A 19925-nucleotide genomic window follows, 5' to 3' on the forward strand; every position below is an offset into this window, starting at 1 on the left:
TCATACTCCTTGTTGGGTGCTCGTAAATGCCTCTGGCGCCCCGGTTCGGCCGGCGGTCGTCGTGTCTTCGTAAAGGTGGCAGGCGGTGTAGCGGCCGGGCTCGACCTCCCGGAACGGGGGTTTCACGGCGCGGCAGATGTCCATGACCTTAGGGCAGCGGGTGCAGAAGTTGCAGCCCTTGGGCGGATTGGCGGGTGAGGGCACGTCGCCGGTCAGGATGATCCGCTTGCGCACGGTCTCGATCTCCGGGTCGGGTTCGGGCACGGCGGAGAGGAGCGCCTGCGTGTAGGGGTGCATGGGGCGTTCGTAAAGCGCGTCACGCGGGGCAAGCTCCACGATCCGGCCCAGATACATGACCGCGACCCGGTCGGCGATATGGCGCACCATCGACAGGTCATGGCTGATGAACAGGTAGGTCAGGTTCATCCGGTCCTGCAGATCCTCCAGCAGGTTGACGACCTGCGCCTGGATCGACACGTCGAGCGCCGCGATCGGTTCGTCGCAGACGATGAACTTGGGATTGAGCGCCAGTGCCCGCGCGATCCCGATGCGCTGGCGCTGACCGCCGGAAAACTCGTGCGGATAGCGGTTGGCGAAGTTGCGGTTCAACCCGACGGCGTCCATCAACTCGTAGATGCGATTGAGCTTCTCGGCCTTGGACAGGCGGCTGTGCTCATCCAGCGGTTCGCCGATGATCGCTGCGACGGTCATGCGCGGGTTGAGGCTCGCCTGCGGGTCCTGGAACACCATCTGCATCGCGGGACGCAACTTGCGCAGCGTCTCGCTGTCTGTCTCGGTGATGTCGGTCCCGTCAATGCGGATTGACCCGGCGGTGGGGTCGTAAAGGCGCAGGATCACGCGGCCACAGGTCGACTTCCCGCAGCCGGATTCCCCGACAAGGCCCAGCGTCTCGCCCTCGTAGATGTCGAAGCTGACATCGTCCACGGCCTTCACGTCACCGACCTTGCGGCGCAGGATGCCCGCCGTGATCGGGAAGTACATCTTCAGGCCCTTGACCTCGACCAGCTTGCGGCGGGCGGCAGGGGCGGGTCGGTCAAGCATGGCGCAAACCTCCGTCCCCAAGGGCCGATCGGGGGCGCATTGCGTTGCGGTCAGTCATCCTGCCACTCCTGCATGCCGGGGTCCCAGAAACAGGCGATGTCATGGCCGGGCCCGACCATTCGGCGTTGGGGGTTTTCCTGCGCGCAACGCGGCATGGCATGGGCGCAGCGGCCCCGGAAGGCGCAGGCCGCGGGCTCTGCCTTCTGGATCGGGGGCTGGCCCTCGATCACGTTCAGCTTGGCCGTGCGCGAGCCCCTGACCGAGGGCACGGTCCGGAGCAGCGCGCGGGTGTAGGGGTGGCGCGGGTTGCCGAAAAGTTCGCGCACCGGGGCCTGTTCGACGATCTGGCCGCCGTACATCACGATCACCCGGTCGGCGATGCCGGCGATCACACCCAGGTCGTGGGTGATCCAGACGATGGCCATTCCCAGCTTCTGGCGCAGATCCTTGACCAGTTCCAGGATCTGGGCCTGGATCGTCACGTCGAGCGCCGTGGTCGGTTCGTCCGCGATCAGAACCTTGGGATCGCAGGCCAGCGCGATGGCAATCATCACCCGCTGGCGCATGCCGCCCGAGAACTGGTGCGGGTAGTCGTCCAGGCGCCGTTCCGCGTCGGGGATGCCGACGAGTTCCAGAAGCTCCCGCGCCCGCACCCGCGCGTCGCGCTTGCCAAGCCCCATGTGCTTGCGCAGGGGCTCCATGAGTTGGAAGCCCACGGTGAAGACGGGGTTGAGCGAGGTCATCGGGTCCTGGAAGATGAAGCCGATCCGCGCGCCGCGAACCGATCGCAACTCCGCCTCGGAGCAGTTCAGAAGGTCAATGCCCTCGAACATGACGGTGCCGCCCCGCACATCGGCCGGGGGCGTCGGCAGAAGACCGATCAGCGACATCATCGTCACGGACTTGCCGGACCCGCTTTCGCCGACAACGCCCAGAAGTTCCCCCGGGCGCAGGTCGAAACTGACGGAGTTGACGGCGTGGACTTCCCCGCCGCGTGTCCTGAATACCGTCTTCAGGTCCTTGACATCAAGGACGGGCGCGGCCCCATCGGGCATGGAAACTCCCCAGTCGGTTCTTGTTATTGCTGTTCTTTCCGGTCTTGCGCCGGGATTATGCGCTGTGAGTGTTAGATATTTTCCCTCGCCCGGCAACATACAAATTCGACTGCATTCCGTCGGGTCATGCGCTGCAATGTGTAGCGTCGTGCGGGCATCTTGACCGCGCACGCGCGCCGCGCCAGTGTGGCGCCGACGGGACGGACGGTGCCCGGCGGCCCTCTCTGGTCCCCCGTGACGCAGCCGTCCCGAACCCTCTTGCGGCGGAGCTTTGCAGGTGACCCCTTTCCCGATCGGACTTCACAATCCCGCCCGCTTCACGGCGCCCGTTCCGCCACGCGCCGATGTCGTCGTGATCGGCGGCGGGATCGCGGGCGTCATGACCGCGTGGTTCCTGAACCGCGCGGGTCTGCGCGTGGTCCTGTGCGAAAAGGGACGGATCGCGGGCGAGCAATCCTCCCGCAACTGGGGCTGGGTGCGCAAGCAGGGCAGGGACCCGGACGAGATCCCCCTGGTCGCGGAGGCACAGCGGATCTGGGCCGGCCTCGCGGCCGAGGTCGGGCAGGATCTGGGCTACCGGCAGACCGGCGTCCTTTATCTCGCTAACACGCCCAAGGACATCGCGCCGCACGAGGCCTGGATGGTTCATGCCCGCGCCCACGGCCTCGACACCCGCTTGCTGACGAAGGAGGAGGTGGCGGCGATGGTGCCCGGTGCGGCGGATTGGGCAGGCGGGCTCTGGACGGCGTCGGACGGCCGCGCGGAGCCCTGGATCGCGGTGCCCGCCATCGCCGGGGCGCTGGCCGCGCGCGGCGCGGCCGTGATCGAGGACTGCGCCGTCCGTGCACTTGATCGCCAGGGCGGGCGCGTCGCGGGGGTCGTGACCGAGCGCGGCAGGATCGCGGCCGATCATGTCGTGCTGGCAGGCGGGGCCTGGTCCGGGCTTTTCGCGCGGGCCGAGGGCGTTCACCTGCCGCAACTGGCGGTGCGCGCCTCGGTCTGCGCGACCGAACCGCTGCCGCAGGTCTTCGCGGGCGCGGCGGCGGATGCCGAATTCGCCTTTCGCCGACGCGAGGACGGCGGATACACGCTGGCGCCCTGCGATTTCCACGAATTCATGATCGGGCCGGATGCGTTCCGCCACCTTGCCATCTACCGGCCCGGCCTGCGCACGCCCATCAGCGGCACGCGCTTCCTGCCCGGGGCGCCCTCGGGCTTTCCCGATGCCTGGTCCACGCCGCGCCGCTGGTCGCCCGATGCCGTCTCCCCGTTCGAGCGGACGCGGGTCCTGAACCCCGCCCCCTTCACCCCCCGGGTGGAGCGTCTGCGCGACCAGTTCGCGCGCGCCTTCCCCAAGCTCGGCCGCCCGCGCCTTCGGACGGCCTGGGCGGGGATGATCGACACGATGCCCGATGTCGTGCCGGTGATCGACCATGCGCAGGGCGCGCCCGGCCTGACCATCGTCACCGGACTTTCCGGCCACGGCTTCGGCATCGGTCCCGCCGTGGGACGGGTGGCCGCTAACCTGGTGATGGGGCGCGCGCCGGGGCATGAGATCGGCCGCTTCCGCCACGCCCGTTTTACCGACGGATCACGGATCGTGCCCGGCCCGGCGCTGTAAACCGTGGCGTTCAACCTTGCGGAAGGCGGCGAAAGTCGCCACCTTCCCCCCGATACCCGCGACGCGACACCGCGAAAGGAAGAATGCCATGCCCGTCAAGAACCGCTTCGCCGAGCTTCTGCCCGAAATCACCGCCTGGCGCCGGGACTTTCATGAGCATCCCGAGCTTCTGTTCGACGTGCACCGCACCGCTGGCAAGGTTGCCGCGCTGTTGCGCGATTTCGGCTGCGACGAAGTTGTCGAGGGCATCGGCCAGACCGGCGTCGTCGGCGTGATCCGCGGCAAGAGCGACAGCCGGGGCCGGGTGATCGGCCTGCGCGCCGATATGGACGCGCTGCCCATCCATGAGGCGACGGGGGTACCCTATGCCTCCAAGACGCCGGGCAAGATGCATGCCTGTGGCCATGACGGACATACCGCGATGCTCCTCGGCGCGGCGAAATACCTGGCCGAGACGCGCAATTTCGACGGCACCGCGGTCGTGATCTTCCAGCCCGCCGAAGAGGGCGGCGGCGGCGGGCGCGAGATGGTCCAGGACGGGATGATGGAGCGTTTCGGCGTGCAGGAGGTTTACGGTATGCACAATATGCCCGGCATTCCGCTGGGCCAGTTCGCCATCCGCCCCGGCGCGATGATGGCCGCCGCCGACCAGTTCGACATCGTCGTGACTGGCAAGGGCGGCCACGCGGCCAAGCCCCACGACTGCATCGACACCACGGTGGTGTCGGCGCATATCATCCTTGCGCTTCAGACCATCGCCGCGCGTGTCGTCAATCCGCTGAAGGAGGTGGTCGTGTCGGTCTGCACCGTCAAGACCGAGACCGAGGCGCATAACGTCATCCCCCAGACCGTGCTGATGCGCGGTACCGTGCGCACCATGGACCCCGTGGTCCAGGACATGGTCGAGGCACGGATCAAGGCCATCGTCGAGGGCACCGCGCTTGCCCATGGCGCGACGGCCGAGGTCACTTACAAGCGCGGCTATCCGGTGACCATGAACGCCCCCGAAAACACCGAGTTCGCCGTCGAGGTCGCGCGCGCGGTCTCGGGCCAGGTCGATACCGATCCCGAGCCGATGATGGGGGCCGAGGACTTCAGCTTCATGCTGAACGAACGTCCGGGGGCCTATATCTTCCTGGGCAACGGCAATACGCCGATGGTCCACCATCCCGCCTACAACTTCGACGACAACGCCATTCCCTTCGGCTCAAGCTGGTATGCCGGAATGGTCGAGGCGCGGATGCCCGCAGCCTGACGCGATTTCGCCCTTTTTGGCGTGCAGGATGGTCGGGGCCCGCGCGTAGGCATTGCGAGGTGATGGAATGCGCTTTCTGCTTGTCTTTCTTCTGGCCCTGCTGGTCGCGCCTCTGGCGCGGGCCGAGGACTTTACCGTCAAGATCGACAGCGGATTTGTCGCGGACGAGCTGCGCTGGAAGACCCAAGGACGTTCCTACAAGTTCCTCTGGGGGCTGACCTATGTGGATGGCCGGATCGCCGTCTGCGGGGTGGGGCAGTTTGTGAACCCGAGCCTCCGGCAGCAGACGCTGCGGCAAATGAAGCGCGGCAAGGTGGTGCTGGATGGCAAGGCAATCCTGAAGGACATCACCTTCTTCACCACGATCCCGGAGGGCAAGCCGCTGAACCGCGCCAAGGCCACCTGCCGGCTGACGAAGACCAAGAAACCGAAGGGCGATTTCCTGGTCTACCTGGACGTGCAGGGTCGCAGCACATTCTAGCCTAGCCCTGATCCAGCGCGGCCTCGGTCAGGGGGCAGGGGCTGCCGCCGTGGAAACGGGCCAGAACGTCATGCATGAGCGTGGCCATCTCCCCCTCGGCTGCGCGCGCGAAGAGCGTGGCGGAGGAGCGCAGCTTCATCGCATCGACGGGACCAAGGATCTGCTCGGCCGTCAGGCCCGGGTGCGACAGCAGGGCCACCGCCGCGTCATGCAGCCGGGTTCTGAGGACCGGGTCGGCAAGATAGGCGCGCGCCTCCGCCAGATCCGCGATGCCGTAGAAACGCGCGGTCTCTGACCGTCCGAGCCCGCGCAATTGGGGAAAGATGAACCACATCCAGTGGTTGGTCTTGCGGCCATCGCGCAGCTCGGCCAGCACCTCGGGCCAGACCCTGTCCTGGGCTTCGTGAAAACGGCTGAGATCGGCCATGGCACCCCTCTTTGGTTTATCCTAAAGCCGGGCCAGCGCGCGGTCCATCATCTCCAACGCCAGATCCGCGTGTTCCGCCTCGAAAATCAGCGGTGGGCGCATCTTGACGATGTTGCCATGCACGCCCTCCGACCCGACCAGCAGTCCCTCTTCGCGCATCAGATTGATGAGCCGCTCCGTCTCCTCCGGCGCCGGGGTCAGATCGGCGCGGTCCCGCACCAGTTCGACCCCGAAGGCGAGCCCGGCGGAGCGGACGTCGCCGATGATCGGGTGCCGCGCTTTCAGCGCCTGAAGCCCCGCGAAGAGGGAGCGCGCCGTTTCGCCCGCCCGGCGCACATGATCGCCATCCGCGATCACGTCCAGCACCGCCAGTCCCGCGGCGGCAGAGACGTTGTTGCCGCCGAAGGTCGAGAAAAAGGCGGTCTGCTCGCAGAAATGGTCAAGGATCTCAGGCCGGGTCAGGACCACGCCCAGCGGGTGGCCGTTGCCCGCGGGCTTGCCGATGGTGACGAAGTCAGGGGTGACGCCGTGGTGCTGGTAGCCCCAGAAGTGTTCGCCCATGCGGCCGAAGCCTGCCTGTACCTCGTCGGCGATGCAAAGCCCGCCCGCCGCGCGCACCTTGTCGAAAAGGGCGCCCACATAGCCCGGCACCGGCGCAAGGATACCGTTGGTCATGAAGGCGCTGTCCACGATCACCGTAGCGGGCTTCAGCCCCGCCTCGGCCAGGGAAGCGATGGCGCGGTCGGCGTCGGCGGCATAGCGCGCGCCAAGGTCCGGCGTGCCGTGCCGGTAGGGGCCGCGATAGCCGTCGGGCGCCAGGACCGTGCGTACGTGATCGGGCGACTGGCCCCGGCGGATGGCCGAGGGCGACACGGCCTCGATCGCCTCGGTGATGCCGTGGTAGGCGAAGTCCTGGCAGAGGAAGCCGCGATTTCCGGTCCAGGCGCGGGCCATGCGCCAGGCGATGTCATTGGCCTCCGACCCCGAGTTGACGAAGGCGCAGGCCGTCAGTTCGCCCCCGGTCAGCGCTCCCAGCCGCTCGGCATAGTCGAGCACCTGTTCGCCCAGGTAGCGCGTGTTGGTGTTGAGGACGCGCATCTGCCGGTCGATCGCGCCGATCACGCGGGGGTGGCAATGACCCACGATCGGCACGTTGTTGTAGCAGTCGAGATAGCGCCGCCCCGTAGCGTCGATCAGCCAGACGCCTTCGCCCTTCACCATGTGCAGCGGCGGGTCGTAGAAGACGTAAGGGCGCGAGCCCATTACCCGCTTGCGCCGCTCCAGCAGTTCCGCGACCGGGGCCGGGGTGGCGCTGCCGGACAGGCCGCAGGCGCGGCGGAACAGCGCGGTCGCGGCCCCGCGCCCCATCGCGTGCAGGGCGCGGAAGGCCTCCGGCGCGCCGAAGCCATGCGCGGCCAGGTAGGGCGGGTTGTCGGGATTGGCGGCGATCCGGTAGGCGAGGATCACCATCGTCGTCGCCTGGCGGGCAAGCATCAGGTCGTAGAGGACCTCAAGCTCCTCCTCCTCAAGCGGCGTTACGCTGTTGTAGCCCTCCACCAGCGCCGACATGATGCCGGCCGCGCCCTCGGGCCGGGTGATGAAATCGCCGAGCGCAGAGGCGATGTCGAAGACCAGGGGCGCGTGGATCATGTCGCCGAAGTCGATGAAGCCCGCGATGGCGTTCCCTGTGCCCAGGATCAGGTTATGTTCATGCACGTCGCCGTGGATGGTCTGTGCCCGAAGCCGCGCGAGGCGCGGAAGCACCTCCCGCACCACATGGTCGAGACAGGCGGCGACCTCCGCCCTCGGGGCGCCCGCGGGCAGGCAGTCCGCTTTTGCCAGTGCGGCGCCGGCCTCGCGCAGGTCCCAGACCAACCGCCGTCCGATCAGCGCGGGGCTGGTGAAGCCGCGCAGCGCCCGCCCGAGCCGGGCGATCCCGGCGCCGATCCGGCGATAGTCGGCAGGGCCGAGGTCGCAGCTCCCCGCAATCTCCCCTTCCAGGTAGGAGACCGCGTAGAAGCGGTGCCGCCGTCCGTCCGGCGCGGTGATCAGGACGCTGTCGGCCCCATCGGTGGTCGGCCTTACCTCCGGCACGGGAAGCGTGGCATCCACCGCCTGAATGTGCCGCAACGCGGCGATCTGCGCGTCAATCAGCGCTGGGTCCTCATTCGCATTCGCGATCTTCAGGACCCAGGCCCGCCCGTCCTGCGTGCGCAGGAGCATGTTCTGGTCGCGCTCGGACACCAGCGGCGTCAGCGCCCCCGTCAGCCCGTGGTGACGCGCGGCGAGCGTGGAAAAGTCGTCCTGCGAGAAACAGGGGGCGTCGGCGCCAAGCGATGTCATTGAACCTCTCCGCCGTCGTCACGCGGCAGGCGTGACTGTTCCCGATTCCGGGGCGGGGTTCAATATCGCGGGTTCAGGCCACCGCCCGCATCCGGCGCGGCGCCTGCCCAAAGGTCGCGCGGTAGACCTTGGCGAAATGCGACAGCGACCGGTAGCCACAGGCGACGGCCACCTCGGTCACCGAAAGCTCGGTCTGCATGAGCAGGCTGCGCGCCCGCTCAAGCCGCATCTTGGTGTAAAAACCCATGGGCGTGGTGGACAGGTAGCGGGCAAAGAGCCGCTCTGTCTGGCGCGGCGACATCCCGGCGATGTCGGCGATTTCCTGCGCGGAAAGCGGCGCTTCCAGGTTTTCCTCCATCACCGCGAGCACGCGAACCAGACGGGCGTTGCGCACGCCGTAGCGGGACTGGGCCGAGACGGTCTGGCGCGACTGCGGGCCGCGGACATTGGCCCAGACCATGGCGTCGGCGATACGCGTGGCAAGGTCGCCGCCGTGGCGCTCCGCGATCAGATGCAGCATCAGGTCGGTCGCGGCGGCCCCGCCGGGCGCGGTTGGGCGGCGTCCTGCGACGAAGGCCGCCCGGCTGACCTCAAGCTGCGGGAAGTCCTCGGCCAGGGCGTCGGCGTGGTCCCAATGGGCTGCGACCTCCTCACCGTCCAGGATGCCCGCGCGGGCGAGCGCGTGAATCCCCGAGCCGATCGCGCCGATGCGGGTGCCATGCGCTGCCTCACGCCGGAGCGCGGCATTGAGCGCGGCGCGCCCGCTGCCATCCTCGGCCGGCGATCCGATCACGAAAAGCGACTCTCCGCGCGACAGCGGGGTCAGGCGGCCATCGCTCAGCACCGTCAGGCCGCCCGCCGCGACGACCGGCGCCCCGGTCACCGAGACCACGCGCCAATTGTAAAGCGCCTTGCGCGAGAGCGCGTTGGCCTGCCGCAGGGGTTCGGTCGCGCAGGACAGCGCCATGGCGTCGAACCCGTCGAGCAACAGGAACACGAAGCCCTCGCTGTCGGCGCGGGTCTCGGCGTTGGTGGGCGCGGTGACCTTGGCCGCCGCGCGCGGCTGGTGTTGATGCAGCATGTCCCATCCCCCCATCACAGCGCGCCACTCCGGCGCGTCATGTCGCTTCCGGGTCTGATTATGTCGAATATTTTTCGTTTTTCCTGAATTTATGCGTCATCCTGGCGTTACAAATGCGTCACCAGACCCAATCCCTTCCGGCCAAGCAACCCGCGCGCCTGCGCGTGGGCATCCTGCTTGCGCGGCGCTTCACGCTGGCTGCCCTCGCCAATTTCATCGATGTCCTGCGGCTGGCCGCGGACGAGGGCGACCGATCCCGGCCGATCCTGTGTTCCTGGCGTGTCGTCGCGATGCGGCCGGGCCCGGTGGAATCAAGCTGCGGCCTTTACGTGGAGGCGGAGGATTCGCTCGGCGACCCAACCCGCTTCGACTATATCGCGGTCGTCGGCGGGCTGATCGGCGAGGGCCAGTGGATCTCCCCCGAGGCGGAGGCATGGCTCTGCCGGGCGGCGGCATCCGGTGTGCCGTTGATCGGGCTCTGCACCGGCGCCTTCATCCTGGCGCGGGCCGGTCTGATGCAGGGTTACCGCTGCTGTGTCAGCTGGTTCCACCGCGAGGACTTCCTGGAGCTGTTCGATCAGATGCTGCCGGTTTCCGACCAGATCTTCGTGGTGGATCGCGACCGGTTGACCTGTTCGGGCGGCGCCTCGACCGCGCATCTGGCGGCCTTCCTGGTCGACCGCCACATCGGGCGCGCGGCGGCGCGCAAAAGCCTGTCGATCATGATCGTCGACGATGCCCTGGCAGCGGAGCGGCCGCAGCCCGGCCTGCCGGTGGAACTGCGCGCAAGCGATGCTCTGGTCAAGCGCGCCCTGCTCTGGATGCAGCAATTCCCCGAGACTCCCCCGACCGCTGAACGACTGGCGCGCCAGCTGGGCGTCAGCCGCCGGACGCTCGAACGCCGCTTTGCGGAGGATCTGGCCATCTCCCCGGCCGAGGCGGGGCGGCGCATGCGTCTGGCGCAGGTGCGGGCCCTGCTGGCGCGGGGCGAGAAAAGCGTGACGCAGATCGCGGCGGAGACGGGATTTTCCGATGTCTCTCACCTGATCCGGGTGTTTCGCGCGGCGGAGGGGATCACGCCCGAGGCTTGGCGCCGGGCGCAGGGGGGGGCAGGCGGGACCTAGCCGCCGGTATGGCTCATGTGGCGCGACATCTGGCCCGCAACCTTCTGGCGCGAGTAGTCGAAGTCATGGCCCTTGGGCTTGCGCGCGATCGCCGCGCGGATCGCCTGTTCCAGCACGCCGTCGTCGGCGGCAGCGCGCAGGGGCGCGCGCAGGTCGGCCATGTCCTCTTGCCCCAGGCACATGAACAGTTCGCCCGTGCAGGTCACGCGCACGCGGTTGCAGCTTTCGCAGAAATTGTGGGTCAGCGGCGTGATGAAGCCGATCTTCTGGCCCGTCTCCTCAATCCGCACATATCGTGCCGGGCCGCCGCTGCGTTCGGCAAGGTCGGTCAAGGTGAAGCGCTCGGCCAGCCGGGCCCGCAGGTCCTTCAGCGGCCAGTACTGGTCCAGCCGCATCTCTTCGCCCATCTCGCCCATCGGCATGACCTCGATGAAGGTCAGGTCGTGGCCTTCCTGCGCGCACCAGTCGAGAAGCGGGAACAACTCGTCCTCGTTGAAGCCCTTCAGCGCGACGGTGTTGATCTTGACGCGCAACCCTGCGCGTTTCGCGGCCGCGATCCCCTCAAGTACCTGGGGCAGTCGGCCCCAGCGGGTGATCTCGGCGAATTTCGCGGGGTCGAGCGTGTCGAGCGAGACGTTGACGCGGCGGATGCCGCAGGCAGCAAGTTCATCAGCGAACCGCGCCAGCTGCGATCCGTTGGTGGTCAGCGTCAGTTCCTTCAGCGCGCCGCTGTCCAGATGCCGGGACATCGTGCGGAAGAAGGTCATGATGTCACGCCGCACCAAGGGCTCGCCCCCGGTGATGCGCAGCTTCTCCACCCCGAGCCGGATGAAGGTGGAACAGAGGCGGTCCAGTTCCTCCAGCGTCAGCAGGTCCTTCTTGGGAAGGAACTGCATGTGTTCGGCCATGCAATAGGTGCAGCGGAAATCGCAGCGGTCCGTTACCGAAACACGGAGGTAGGAGATGGGCCGGGCGAAAGGGTCGATCAGCGGTGTCATGGCGCAAATCTAGTCCTTTGCGGTTCAGCCCACAAGGCGCGCTTCGGTTCGACTTTCGGACAGGTCAGCCGAGGTGCTTGGCCGCCTCGTTGCGGGCAAAGGCTTTCAGCCGGTCGCCATGGGCCTCAAGAAAGGCGCGCACGCGGGGCGCGTCGTGCTTCGACAGGTCGCGCAGCCACCAGGCGATGGCTTTCTGGATGAACCAGTCGCGATCCTCGGCATAGGCGGCGGCCCAGCCCAGCACCCGGTCGCGGATTGCTAGGTCGGCCGCCGTCGGGTGATTCTGCTTGGTCCAGGGCAGGGTGATGACCAGCGCCGCGCGCCGCGTCCACATGTGGTCCGAGGTGGTCCAGCGTTCGACCTCCTCCAGGCGCGACGGGTCCGCGACCAGCCGCCGCTCGCCCGCGTCGCAGGCATGGTCCGCAATGGCCCAGCTGTCAAACTCCGGCACCCAGGAGGCGATCAGCCGCCACACGCCCTCATCCCCCTTGATCCGCGCCTGCGTCAGGAGCTTCGCGGCGAGGATCCGCGCCTCGAAGATATCCGTCCGCCAGAGCTGATCGGCCAGCGCCACACGTTCCTCCACCGTCAGCGCCTGCCGCCACGCCTTCGCCAGATCGTTCAGGAACGGGTTCGCAACACCCAGGACCTCGCGCGTTTGCTTGTGGTAGGCCGCCATTTCCCCGGCGCGTCCGGGTTCGATGCCCGCACGCAGTTCTGCGAGCGCCTCGTCCAGGGTCATTCCACCGTCACCGATTTGGCGAGGTTGCGCGGTTGGTCCACGTCGGTCCCTTTGGCGACGGCGGCGTGATAGGCCATGAGCTGCGCGGGCAGGGCGTATAGGATGGGGGCAAGCGCCGGAGCGACGGTCGGCAGGGTGATGTGCTTCCAGGTCCCCTCGCGCGCTTCGATCGCGCCCTTGGTGTCGGTGATCAGCACCACCTTGCCCTGGCGCGCCATCACCTCCTGCATGTTCGAAACGGTCTTGTCGAAAAGCCCGTCATGCGGCGCCAGCACCACCACCGGAACGCTTTTGTCGATCAGCGCGATCGGCCCGTGCTTGAGTTCGCCTGATGCATAACCTTCCGCGTGGATATAGCTGATTTCCTTGAGTTTCAGAGCCCCTTCCAGGGCCAGGGGGAACATCGCGCCACGGCCGAGGAACAGCACGTCCTGCGCCTCCGCCAGGGCGCGGGCGATCATGGCGATCTCCCCCTCGCGCGAGAGGGTCTGGTTCATCAGCCCCGGCAGGCTCGCCACCTCGGCGAGCCGCTCAGCGAGTGCCGCCGGGTCAAGGCGCCCGCGGTCGGCGGCCGCCTTCAGCGCCAGCAGGTAGAGCACCAGCAACTGGCAGGTAAAGGCCTTGGTCGAGGCGACGCCGACCTCCACCCCCGCGTAGATCGGGAGAACGATGTCAGATTCCCGCGCGATGGAGGAGGTCGTCACATTGACCACCGCCACGGTCTTGGCGACCTTGTCGGCCGCGAAGCGGAGCGCGGCGAGCGTATCGGCGGTCTCCCCCGACTGGCTCACGAAAAGCGCGAAGGAATTGCCCGGCAGCGGCGGTTCGCGGTAGCGGAACTCGGAGGCGATATCGACCTCGCACGGCAGGCCCGCCAGGCTTTCGAACCAGTACTTCGCCGTCTGGCAGGCGTAGTTCGCCGTCCCGCAGGCCACCAGCGTCAGCCGGTCAAGGTTCGAGAAATCCAGCGCCTGGGGCAGGGTGATCTGGCCCGCGCGCACATAGTGCTTGAGCGCGTCGGCCAGCACCACCGGCTGCTCGGCGATCTCCTTGGCCATGAAATGCTTGAAGCCGGCCTTGTCGATGCGGGTCTGGTCCAGCTGGATGCGCAGGGCGTCGCGGTTGGCGCGGCGGTCCTCGGAGTCGAAGATCTCCGCCCCATCGCGGGTGACGAAGGCGTAGTCGCCCTCCTCCAGATAGGTGATGCGGTCGGTCATGGGCGCCAGCGCGATGGCGTCGGAGCCCACGAACATCTCACCCTCCCCATGCCCGATGGCAAGGGGCGAGCCCTTGCGGGCGGCGATCATCAGGTCGTCCTCGCCCTCGAAGAGGAAGAGCAGCGCGAAGGCGCCTTCGAGGCGCTTGAGGGTCTCGCGCGCGGCCTCTCGCGGCGGCAGGCCACGATCCATGTAAAGCCGCAGCATAAGGGCCACGGTCTCCGTGTCGGTCTCGCTTTCGCCGGCAAGCCCGGCTTCGGCCAGTTCGGCGCGCAACTCGCGGAAGTTCTCGATGATGCCGTTGTGGACGACCGCGACGGGACCGGAGCGGTGGGGGTGGGCGTTGATGACGGTCGCCGCGCCATGCGTAGCCCAGCGGGTGTGGCCGATCCCGGACTTGCCGGGCAGCGGTTCGTGGACGAGCAGGTCCGAAAGGTTGACAAGCTTACCCACGGCGCGGCGGCGGTCGAGCTTGCCGTGATTGACCGTCGCGATGCCCGCCGAGTCATAGCCGCGATATTCGAGCCGCTTGAGTGCCTCGACCAGAAGGGGGGCAACCTCGTGGTTGCCAAGCACACCGACGATTCCACACATTATTTGCCACCTTCGGCCCTGCGGGCTTTCTGTTGTCTCAATTTTTCGAACAATTTAATTGCGAGTCCAGGCTTTGTTTCCTGTTTCGCCCGGCCGAGCGCCAGGGCCCCGTCCGGCACATCCTGGGTGATGACCGATCCCGACGCCGTCAGCGCCCCGGCGCCGACGCGGACCGGCGCCACCAGCATCGTGTCCGAGCCGATGAAGGCGTGCGCGCCAATCTCGGTCCGGTGCTTCATCACGCCGTCGTAGTTGCAGGTGACGGTCCCCGCGCCGATGTTGGTGTGCTCGCCCACATGCGCGTCACCCAGGTAGGTCAGATGGCCGACCTTCACGCCCTCGTCGAGGATGGCGTTCTTGACCTCGACGAAATTGCCGACGTGCACCTCCTCGGCCAGTTCTGCGCCGGGGCGCAGGCGGGCGAAGGGACCCACCCGCGCACCGCGTGAGATGTGGCAGCCTTCGAGATGGCAGAAGGGCAGGATCTCCGCCCCCGATTCCACGGTCACGCCGGGGCCGAAGACGACGTTCTGCCCGATGATCGCATCGCGCCCCACCCAGGTGTCGAGCGCGAAGAAGACGGTTTCGGGCGCGGAGAGCGTGACGCCGTTGTCCAGCGCCTCGGCCCGGGCGCGGGCCTGGAAGGCCGCCTCGGCGCGGGCAAGCTCAGTGCGGGTGTTGACGCCCATGGTTTCGGCCTCGTCGCAGGTCACGACGCGGGCGGTGCGGCCCATCGCGCGGGCGGCGGCGACGATGTCGGTCAGGTAGTATTCGCCCGCCGCGTTGTCATTCGTGAGGCCGGCAACCAGTTGGGCGAGCAGCCGCGCCTCAACCGCGATCACGCCGCTGTTGCACAGGCGGATCGCGCGTTCCTCCTCGGTCGCGTCCTTGAATTCCAGGATCCGGTCCAGCGCACCGTCATGCGCGATCAGGCGGCCGTAGCGGCCTGGCTCCGCGGCCTCGAAGCCAAGGACGGTCACGTCGGCCCCCGTCACCAGCATCGCGTCGAGGGTTTCGGCCTGGATGAACGGCGTGTCGCCGTAAAGGACGATCACGGTCCCCTCGAACCCTTCGAGCGCGGGCAGCGCCTGCTGGACCGCGTGCCCGGTGCCGAGCTGCTCTTCCTGGCGAACCACCGCCACGGTGTCGTCATAGGACAGGGCGGCCTTCGCCACCGCCTCCGCCCCGTGCCCGGCGACCACGACCACGCGTTCGGGCGCAAGCGCCGCGCCAGCCGCCATCGCGTGGTGCAGAAGCGGCGCGCCCGCCACCTTGTGAAGGACCTTGGGCAGGTCGGAGTTCATCCGCGTTCCCTGTCCCGCGGCGAGGAGGATCAGCGCTGTCGCCATGCTCTTGCTCTTTTCTTTCAGACTTGACCGTTTTACCCATGGCATCGGTTGCCGCAAGGGCGAGGGGGATCACGATCCCTTACCGGAGGTTACAGGCGGGCGCGAGGGCGCTCGTACGGGGGGCGGCATGCGCACGGTCATCTTCGATCTGGACGGGACGCTGGCGGATACGTCCGCCGACCTCATCGCGGCGGCGAACGCCTGTTTTCGCGGGCTTGGGGCGGGTGACCTGCTGGACCCGGTCGCCGATGCGCTGACGGCGTTTCACGGCGGGCGCGCGATGCTGCGGCTTGGCTTTTCCCGGCTGGGCGCGGTGTCGGAGGCCGAGGTGGACCGCCAGTATCCCCTGCTTCTTTCTGCCTATGAGGAGGGGATCGACCGCGAAACGCGCCTCTATCCGGGCGCGGTCGAGGCAGTTGAGGCCTTGCGCGGCGCGGGGTTCGCGACCGGAATCTGCACCAACAAGCCCGAACGGCTGGCCGAGGTGCTGCTGTCGCGGCTGGGAGTGCGCGACCTCTTCGGCTCGCTCGTCGGGGCCGATACCTTGCCGGTGCGCAAGCCCGATCCCGCGCCCTATCGCCTGTCGGTGGCGCGCGCGGGCGGCGCACTGGGCCGTTCCATGCTGGTGGGGGACACCGACACCGACCGAAAGACCGCCGCCGCCGCGGGGGTTCCGGTGGCGCTTGTCACCTTCGGCCCGGCGGGGCAGGGCGTGCGCGCCTTCGCGCCCGAGGCGACCTTTGACGCCTTTCATCAGCTACCGTTGCTTGCTGAGCGGTTGATCGCCTGAAGGCGCCATCATTGTTTCCGTTTCGTCAACCTTAGGGTCCTCACGACCCCATTGACCCGACTCACGCTTTCGCCCTATGAATTGAACAGTTGTTCATTTCCGGGAGGCCGCCGATGTTCACCGCATCCATGAAGTTCCACCTTGGCGAGGAGGTCGAGGCGCTCAGGGACATGGTGCACCGCTGGGCGCAGGATCGGGTCAAGCCGATCGCGGCCGAGGTGGACCGCACGAACGAATTCCCGGCCGCGCTCTGGAAGGAAATGGGCGATCTTGGCCTTCTGGGCATCACGGTTCCCGAGGAATTCGGGGGGGCAGGCATGTCCTACCTTGCCCATGTCGTCGCGACCGAGGAGATCGCCCGCGCTTCCGCCTCGGTCAGCCTGTCCTACGGCGCGCATTCGAACCTGTGCGTCAACCAGATCAAGCTGAACGGGACCGTTGAGCAAAAGCGCAAGTACCTGCCCGGCCTGATCTCGGGCGACCATGTCGGCGCGCTCGCCATGTCCGAGGCCGGGGCGGGCTCCGACGTCGTCTCGATGAAACTGCGGGCCGAGAAGCGCAACGGCTACTACGTGCTGAACGGCACCAAGTTCTGGATCACCAACGGCCCGGACGCCGATACGCTGGTCGTCTACGCCAAGACCGACCCGGATGCCGGGTCCAAGGGCATCACCGCCTTCATCGTCGAAAAGACCATGAAGGGCTTCTCGACCTCGAAGCATTTCGACAAGCTCGGCATGCGCGGCTCGAACACGGCCGAACTGGTATTCGAGGATGTTGAGGTGCCCTTCGAAAACGTGCTGGGGACCGAAGGCAAGGGCGTGCGCGTCCTGATGTCGGGGCTCGACTACGAACGGGTCGTGCTGTCTGGGATCGGCACCGGGATCATGGCCGCCTGCCTTGACGAGATCATGCCCTACCTCGCGCAGCGCAAGCAGTTCGGCCAGCCGATCGGCAGCTTCCAACTGATGCAGGCCAAGATTGCCGACATCTACACCAAGATGAACTCTGCCCGCGCCTATGTCTACGAGGTCGCCCGCGCCTGCGACCGGGGCGAGGTCACCCGCCAGGACGCGGCGGCCTGCGTGCTTTACGCCTCGGAAGAGGCGATGACGGTCGCGCATCAGGCCGTGCAGGCCATGGGAGGTGCGGGCTTCATGAACGAAACCCCCGTCTCTCGCATCTTCCGCGATGCGAAACTCATGGAGATCGGCGCGGGGACAAGCGAGATCCGTCGCATGCTGATCGGGCGGGAGCTGATGGGGGCGATGGGGTGATGCGCGGTCGCGACGGCCGGATAGCAGAAAGGCGCGCCCGGCAGGCGCGCCTCGTTCGGACCCTTGAACGGGTCTGCGTCCTAGAACTTCATCACGTAGGACATGCCGAAGACGACCGGGTCGATGTTGACCGTGCCGATCGGGGTGCCGTTCAGCGACACGTCGCTGTCGATGTCCATCCAGCGCACCTCGGTCCGCAGTGCGCCCTTGTCGGAAACCGCGACATCGAAGCCCGCCTTCACCGCCAGACCGAAGGAGTCGTCCAGCTTCACGTTGCCCAGTGCGGATTTCTCGCTGAAGAAGGTGGTGTAGTTGAGACCGGCGCCGACGAAGGGCGTGACCTTGCCCGCGGTCGGGATGTGGTAGACGAGCGAGAGGGTGGGCGGCAGGTGCTTCGTGCTGGCGGTGCCGACGCCCGCGATCGTCGCGGTATGCTCGAAGGGCGTGGCGGCCAGAAGCTCGATGCCGACGTTGTTCCAGGGGAAGTATTCCACGGTAATGGTCGGGCGCAGGTCGTTGTCGACCGAGGTCGCCGCGCCGGCCAGAAGCCCGTTGTCGTCCTTGGGCGACACCCAGCCAAGGCCGAAGCCCACGGTCCAGTCGCCAGCGGACTGGGCGAAGGCCGGAGCCGCGGTCGCGAGGGCGATCAGGGCGGATGCAAGGGTCAGTTTCATAATACGTCTCTCCGTTATGTCGCGCGGCGGCTGACTAGCATTGCTGCAGTGCAGCGCGTTGATGCAGGTCAACTTCCACAAAGCCGTCCCCGCCCGCCGGGGGCCTGTTGCGCATTCGCCACGCGCGTGATGCGCCTTCCCGTAGATCCGAGGTGATCCCATGCGCCTGACCTCCTCCGTCCTGCCCACCTCCGACACCTTCCGCACCAACCGCGCGGCGCATGAGGCGATGCTGGCGACCGTGGCTGAGGCCGCCGCCCTCGCCGCCGCCGGTGGCGGCGCCAAGGCGCTCGCCCGCCACACCGCGCGCGGCAAGATGCCGCCGCGTGAGAGGGTGGCGAACCTGCTCGACGCGGGCTCCCCGTTCCTCGAAATCGGCGCCACAGCGGCCCATGGCATGTATGACGGCGCCGCGCCCTCCGCCGGGTTGATCGCCGGGATCGGCCGCGTCCATGGGCAAGAGGTCATGGTGGTCGCCAACGACGCCACCGTGAAGGGTGGTACCTACTACCCGATGACGGTGAAGAAACACCTGCGTGCGCAGGAGATCGCCGAGCAGAACCATCTGCCCTGCGTCTACCTCGTGGACTCTGGCGGCGCCAACCTGCCCAACCAGGACGAGGTCTTCCCCGACCGCGACCATTTCGGCCGCATCTTCTTCAACCAGGCGCAGATGAGCGCGAAGGGCATCCCCCAGGTCGCCGTCGTCATGGGGTCTTGCACGGCCGGCGGCGCCTATGTGCCGGCCATGTCCGATGTCTCGATCATCGTGAAGGGCCAGGGGACGATCTTCCTGGCCGGTCCCCCGCTCGTGAAGGCCGCAACCGGCGAGGTCGTCAGCGCCGAGGACCTGGGCGGCGGCGACGTGCATACGCGCCTTTCGGGTGTCGCCGACTACCTGGCCGAGGATGATGCCCACGCGCTGGCGCTTGCCCGCCGCGCCATCGCCAACCTTAACCGCCAGCGCCCCGGAACCGTCGCCTGGCAAAGCCCGGAAGATCCGGCCTACGACCCGGAAGAGATCCTGGGCCTGGTTCCGGGCGACCTGCGCACCCCCTACGATATCCGGGAGGTCATCGCCCGCATCGTCGATGGCTCCCGCTTCGACGAGTTCAAGGCGCGCTTCGGTGAAACGCTGGTGACGGGCTTCGCCCATGTCGCGGGCTGTCCCGTCGGCATCGTCGCCAACAACGGCGTCCTCTTTTCGGAAAGCGCGGTCAAGGGCGCGCATTTCGTCGAACTCTGTTCCCAGCGCGGCGTGCCCTTGGTGTTCCTCCAGAACATCACCGGCTTCATGGTCGGCCGGAAGTATGAGAACGAAGGCATCGCCCGCCATGGGGCCAAGATGGTCACCGCCGTCGCAACCACCTCTGTCCCGAAGATCACCTGCCTCGTCGGCGGCTCCTTCGGCGCGGGCAATTACGGCATGGCCGGGCGCGCCTATTCCCCCCGCTTCCTCTGGACCTGGCCCAACAGCCGCATCTCGGTCATGGGGGGCGAACAGGCGGCGGGCGTCCTGGCGACCGTCCGGCGCGAGGGGATCGAACGGGCCGGAGGCACCTGGTCGCCCGAGGAGGAAGCCGAGTTCAAGCGCCCCACGATCGAGATGTTCGAGGAACAGTCGCACCCGCTCTATGCCTCGGCCCGCCTTTGGGACGACGGCATCATAGACCCGCGCCGCACGCGCGAGGTCCTCGCGCTCTCGCTCTCGGCGGCGCTGAACGCGCCGATCGAGCCCACCCGCTTCGGCGTCTTCCGGATGTAAGCCGATGGCCCATCCTTCCTTCTTCTTTTCGCTAAATATCCCCGGGGGTCCGGGGGCAGGCAGCCCCCGG

The 19925-nt window shown here is 67.6% G+C and carries 17 protein-coding genes; 7 read left to right on the forward strand and 10 right to left on the reverse strand.

Annotated features, from left to right (window positions below):
• On the reverse strand, positions 1 to 1062 hold the full coding sequence (locus OE647_RS02870) for an ABC transporter ATP-binding protein (protein ID WP_263720135.1): 1062 nt from the start codon (positions 1060 to 1062) through the stop codon (positions 1 to 3).
• Between the two features lie 50 nt (positions 1063 to 1112).
• Entirely contained in the window at positions 1113 to 2117 is a 1005-nt protein-coding gene (locus tag OE647_RS02875; protein ID WP_263720136.1) for an ABC transporter ATP-binding protein, read from the reverse strand.
• Positions 2118 to 2394: 277 nt separating this feature from the next.
• On the opposite strand from OE647_RS02875, the gene OE647_RS02880 reads away from it, so the two are divergent.
• From OE647_RS02880 to OE647_RS02890, 3 genes are all read left to right on the forward strand, one after another.
• On the forward strand, positions 2395 to 3738 hold the full coding sequence (locus OE647_RS02880) for an NAD(P)/FAD-dependent oxidoreductase (RefSeq protein WP_263720137.1): 1344 nt from the start codon (positions 2395 to 2397) through the stop codon (positions 3736 to 3738).
• 88 nt (positions 3739 to 3826) lie between these two features.
• Positions 3827 to 4993, forward strand: a complete 1167-nt coding sequence (locus OE647_RS02885) for a M20 aminoacylase family protein (protein ID WP_263720138.1) — start codon at positions 3827 to 3829, stop codon at positions 4991 to 4993.
• Between the two features lie 67 nt (positions 4994 to 5060).
• A complete protein-coding gene (locus OE647_RS02890; protein WP_263720139.1) occupies positions 5061 to 5474 on the forward strand; it encodes a hypothetical protein in 414 nt (137 codons plus the stop codon).
• A 1-nt stretch (position 5475) separates the two neighbouring features.
• On the opposite strand, the gene OE647_RS02895 is transcribed toward OE647_RS02890, so the two are convergent.
• The 3 genes from OE647_RS02895 to OE647_RS02905 all read right to left on the reverse strand — a co-directional run bounded on the left by OE647_RS02895 (position 5476) and on the right by OE647_RS02905 (position 9325).
• The gene (locus OE647_RS02895; protein ID WP_263720140.1) at positions 5476 to 5901 is read right to left on the reverse strand and encodes a DUF1810 domain-containing protein; all 426 of its coding nucleotides are present in this window, start codon (positions 5899 to 5901) and stop codon (positions 5476 to 5478) included.
• Between the two features lie 21 nt (positions 5902 to 5922).
• A complete protein-coding gene (locus OE647_RS02900; RefSeq protein ID WP_263720141.1) occupies positions 5923 to 8244 on the reverse strand; it encodes an aminotransferase class III-fold pyridoxal phosphate-dependent enzyme in 2322 nt (773 codons plus the stop codon).
• A gap of 73 nt (positions 8245 to 8317) precedes the next feature.
• Complete coding sequence (locus OE647_RS02905; protein WP_263720142.1) at positions 8318 to 9325, reverse strand: GlxA family transcriptional regulator; 1008 nt, start codon at positions 9323 to 9325, stop codon at positions 8318 to 8320.
• A 113-nt stretch (positions 9326 to 9438) separates the two neighbouring features.
• On the opposite strand from OE647_RS02905, the gene OE647_RS02910 reads away from it, so the two are divergent.
• The gene (locus OE647_RS02910; RefSeq protein ID WP_263720143.1) at positions 9439 to 10449 is read left to right on the forward strand and encodes a GlxA family transcriptional regulator; all 1011 of its coding nucleotides are present in this window, start codon (positions 9439 to 9441) and stop codon (positions 10447 to 10449) included.
• Here the strand turns inward: OE647_RS02910 and moaA are convergent.
• From moaA to glmU, 4 genes are all read right to left on the reverse strand, one after another.
• Positions 10446 to 11447: a GTP 3',8-cyclase MoaA gene (gene moaA / locus OE647_RS02915; RefSeq protein WP_263720144.1), complete on the reverse strand. Its 1002-nt coding sequence runs from the start codon at positions 11445 to 11447 to the stop codon at positions 10446 to 10448. The two genes, OE647_RS02910 and moaA, sit on opposite strands and share 4 nt — an antisense overlap.
• A 64-nt stretch (positions 11448 to 11511) precedes the next feature.
• Positions 11512 to 12189, reverse strand: a complete 678-nt coding sequence (locus tag OE647_RS02920) for a DNA alkylation repair protein (protein ID WP_263720145.1) — start codon at positions 12187 to 12189, stop codon at positions 11512 to 11514.
• Positions 12186 to 14000 carry a glutamine--fructose-6-phosphate transaminase (isomerizing) gene (gene glmS, locus OE647_RS02925; protein ID WP_263720146.1) on the reverse strand — a complete coding sequence of 605 codons (1815 nt, stop codon included), beginning with the start codon at positions 13998 to 14000 and terminating at the stop codon, positions 12186 to 12188. The genes OE647_RS02920 and glmS overlap by 4 nt, the downstream gene beginning before the upstream one ends.
• Positions 14000 to 15349 carry a bifunctional UDP-N-acetylglucosamine diphosphorylase/glucosamine-1-phosphate N-acetyltransferase GlmU gene (gene glmU / locus OE647_RS02930; protein ID WP_263720147.1) on the reverse strand — a complete coding sequence of 450 codons (1350 nt, stop codon included), beginning with the start codon at positions 15347 to 15349 and terminating at the stop codon, positions 14000 to 14002. Before glmU ends, glmS begins: the two co-directional genes overlap by 1 nt.
• A gap of 127 nt (positions 15350 to 15476) precedes the next feature.
• Here glmU and OE647_RS02935 point away from each other — a divergent pair, with 127 nt between their 5' ends.
• Both OE647_RS02935 and OE647_RS02940 read left to right on the forward strand, forming a co-directional pair.
• Positions 15477 to 16139, forward strand: a complete 663-nt coding sequence (locus OE647_RS02935) for an HAD-IA family hydrolase (RefSeq protein WP_263720148.1) — start codon at positions 15477 to 15479, stop codon at positions 16137 to 16139.
• A 113-nt stretch (positions 16140 to 16252) separates the two neighbouring features.
• The gene (locus tag OE647_RS02940) at positions 16253 to 17416 is read left to right on the forward strand and encodes an isovaleryl-CoA dehydrogenase (RefSeq protein ID WP_263720149.1); all 1164 of its coding nucleotides are present in this window, start codon (positions 16253 to 16255) and stop codon (positions 17414 to 17416) included.
• An 80-nt stretch (positions 17417 to 17496) separates the two neighbouring features.
• Here the strand turns inward: OE647_RS02940 and OE647_RS02945 are convergent, their stop codons facing one another.
• Positions 17497 to 18090 carry an OmpW/AlkL family protein gene (locus tag OE647_RS02945; RefSeq protein ID WP_263720150.1) on the reverse strand — a complete coding sequence of 198 codons (594 nt, stop codon included), beginning with the start codon at positions 18088 to 18090 and terminating at the stop codon, positions 17497 to 17499.
• Between the two features lie 160 nt (positions 18091 to 18250).
• Here OE647_RS02945 and OE647_RS02950 point away from each other — a divergent pair, with 160 nt between their 5' ends.
• Positions 18251 to 19855 (forward strand): carboxyl transferase domain-containing protein, encoded by a 1605-nt coding sequence (locus tag OE647_RS02950; RefSeq protein WP_263720151.1) that lies wholly within the window; start codon positions 18251 to 18253, stop codon positions 19853 to 19855.
• Positions 19856 to 19925: the final 70 nt, after the last annotated feature.

It is taken from the genome of Albidovulum sediminicola (assembly GCF_025751575.1).
Lineage (GTDB): Bacteria > Pseudomonadota > Alphaproteobacteria > Rhodobacterales > Rhodobacteraceae > Albidovulum > Albidovulum sediminicola.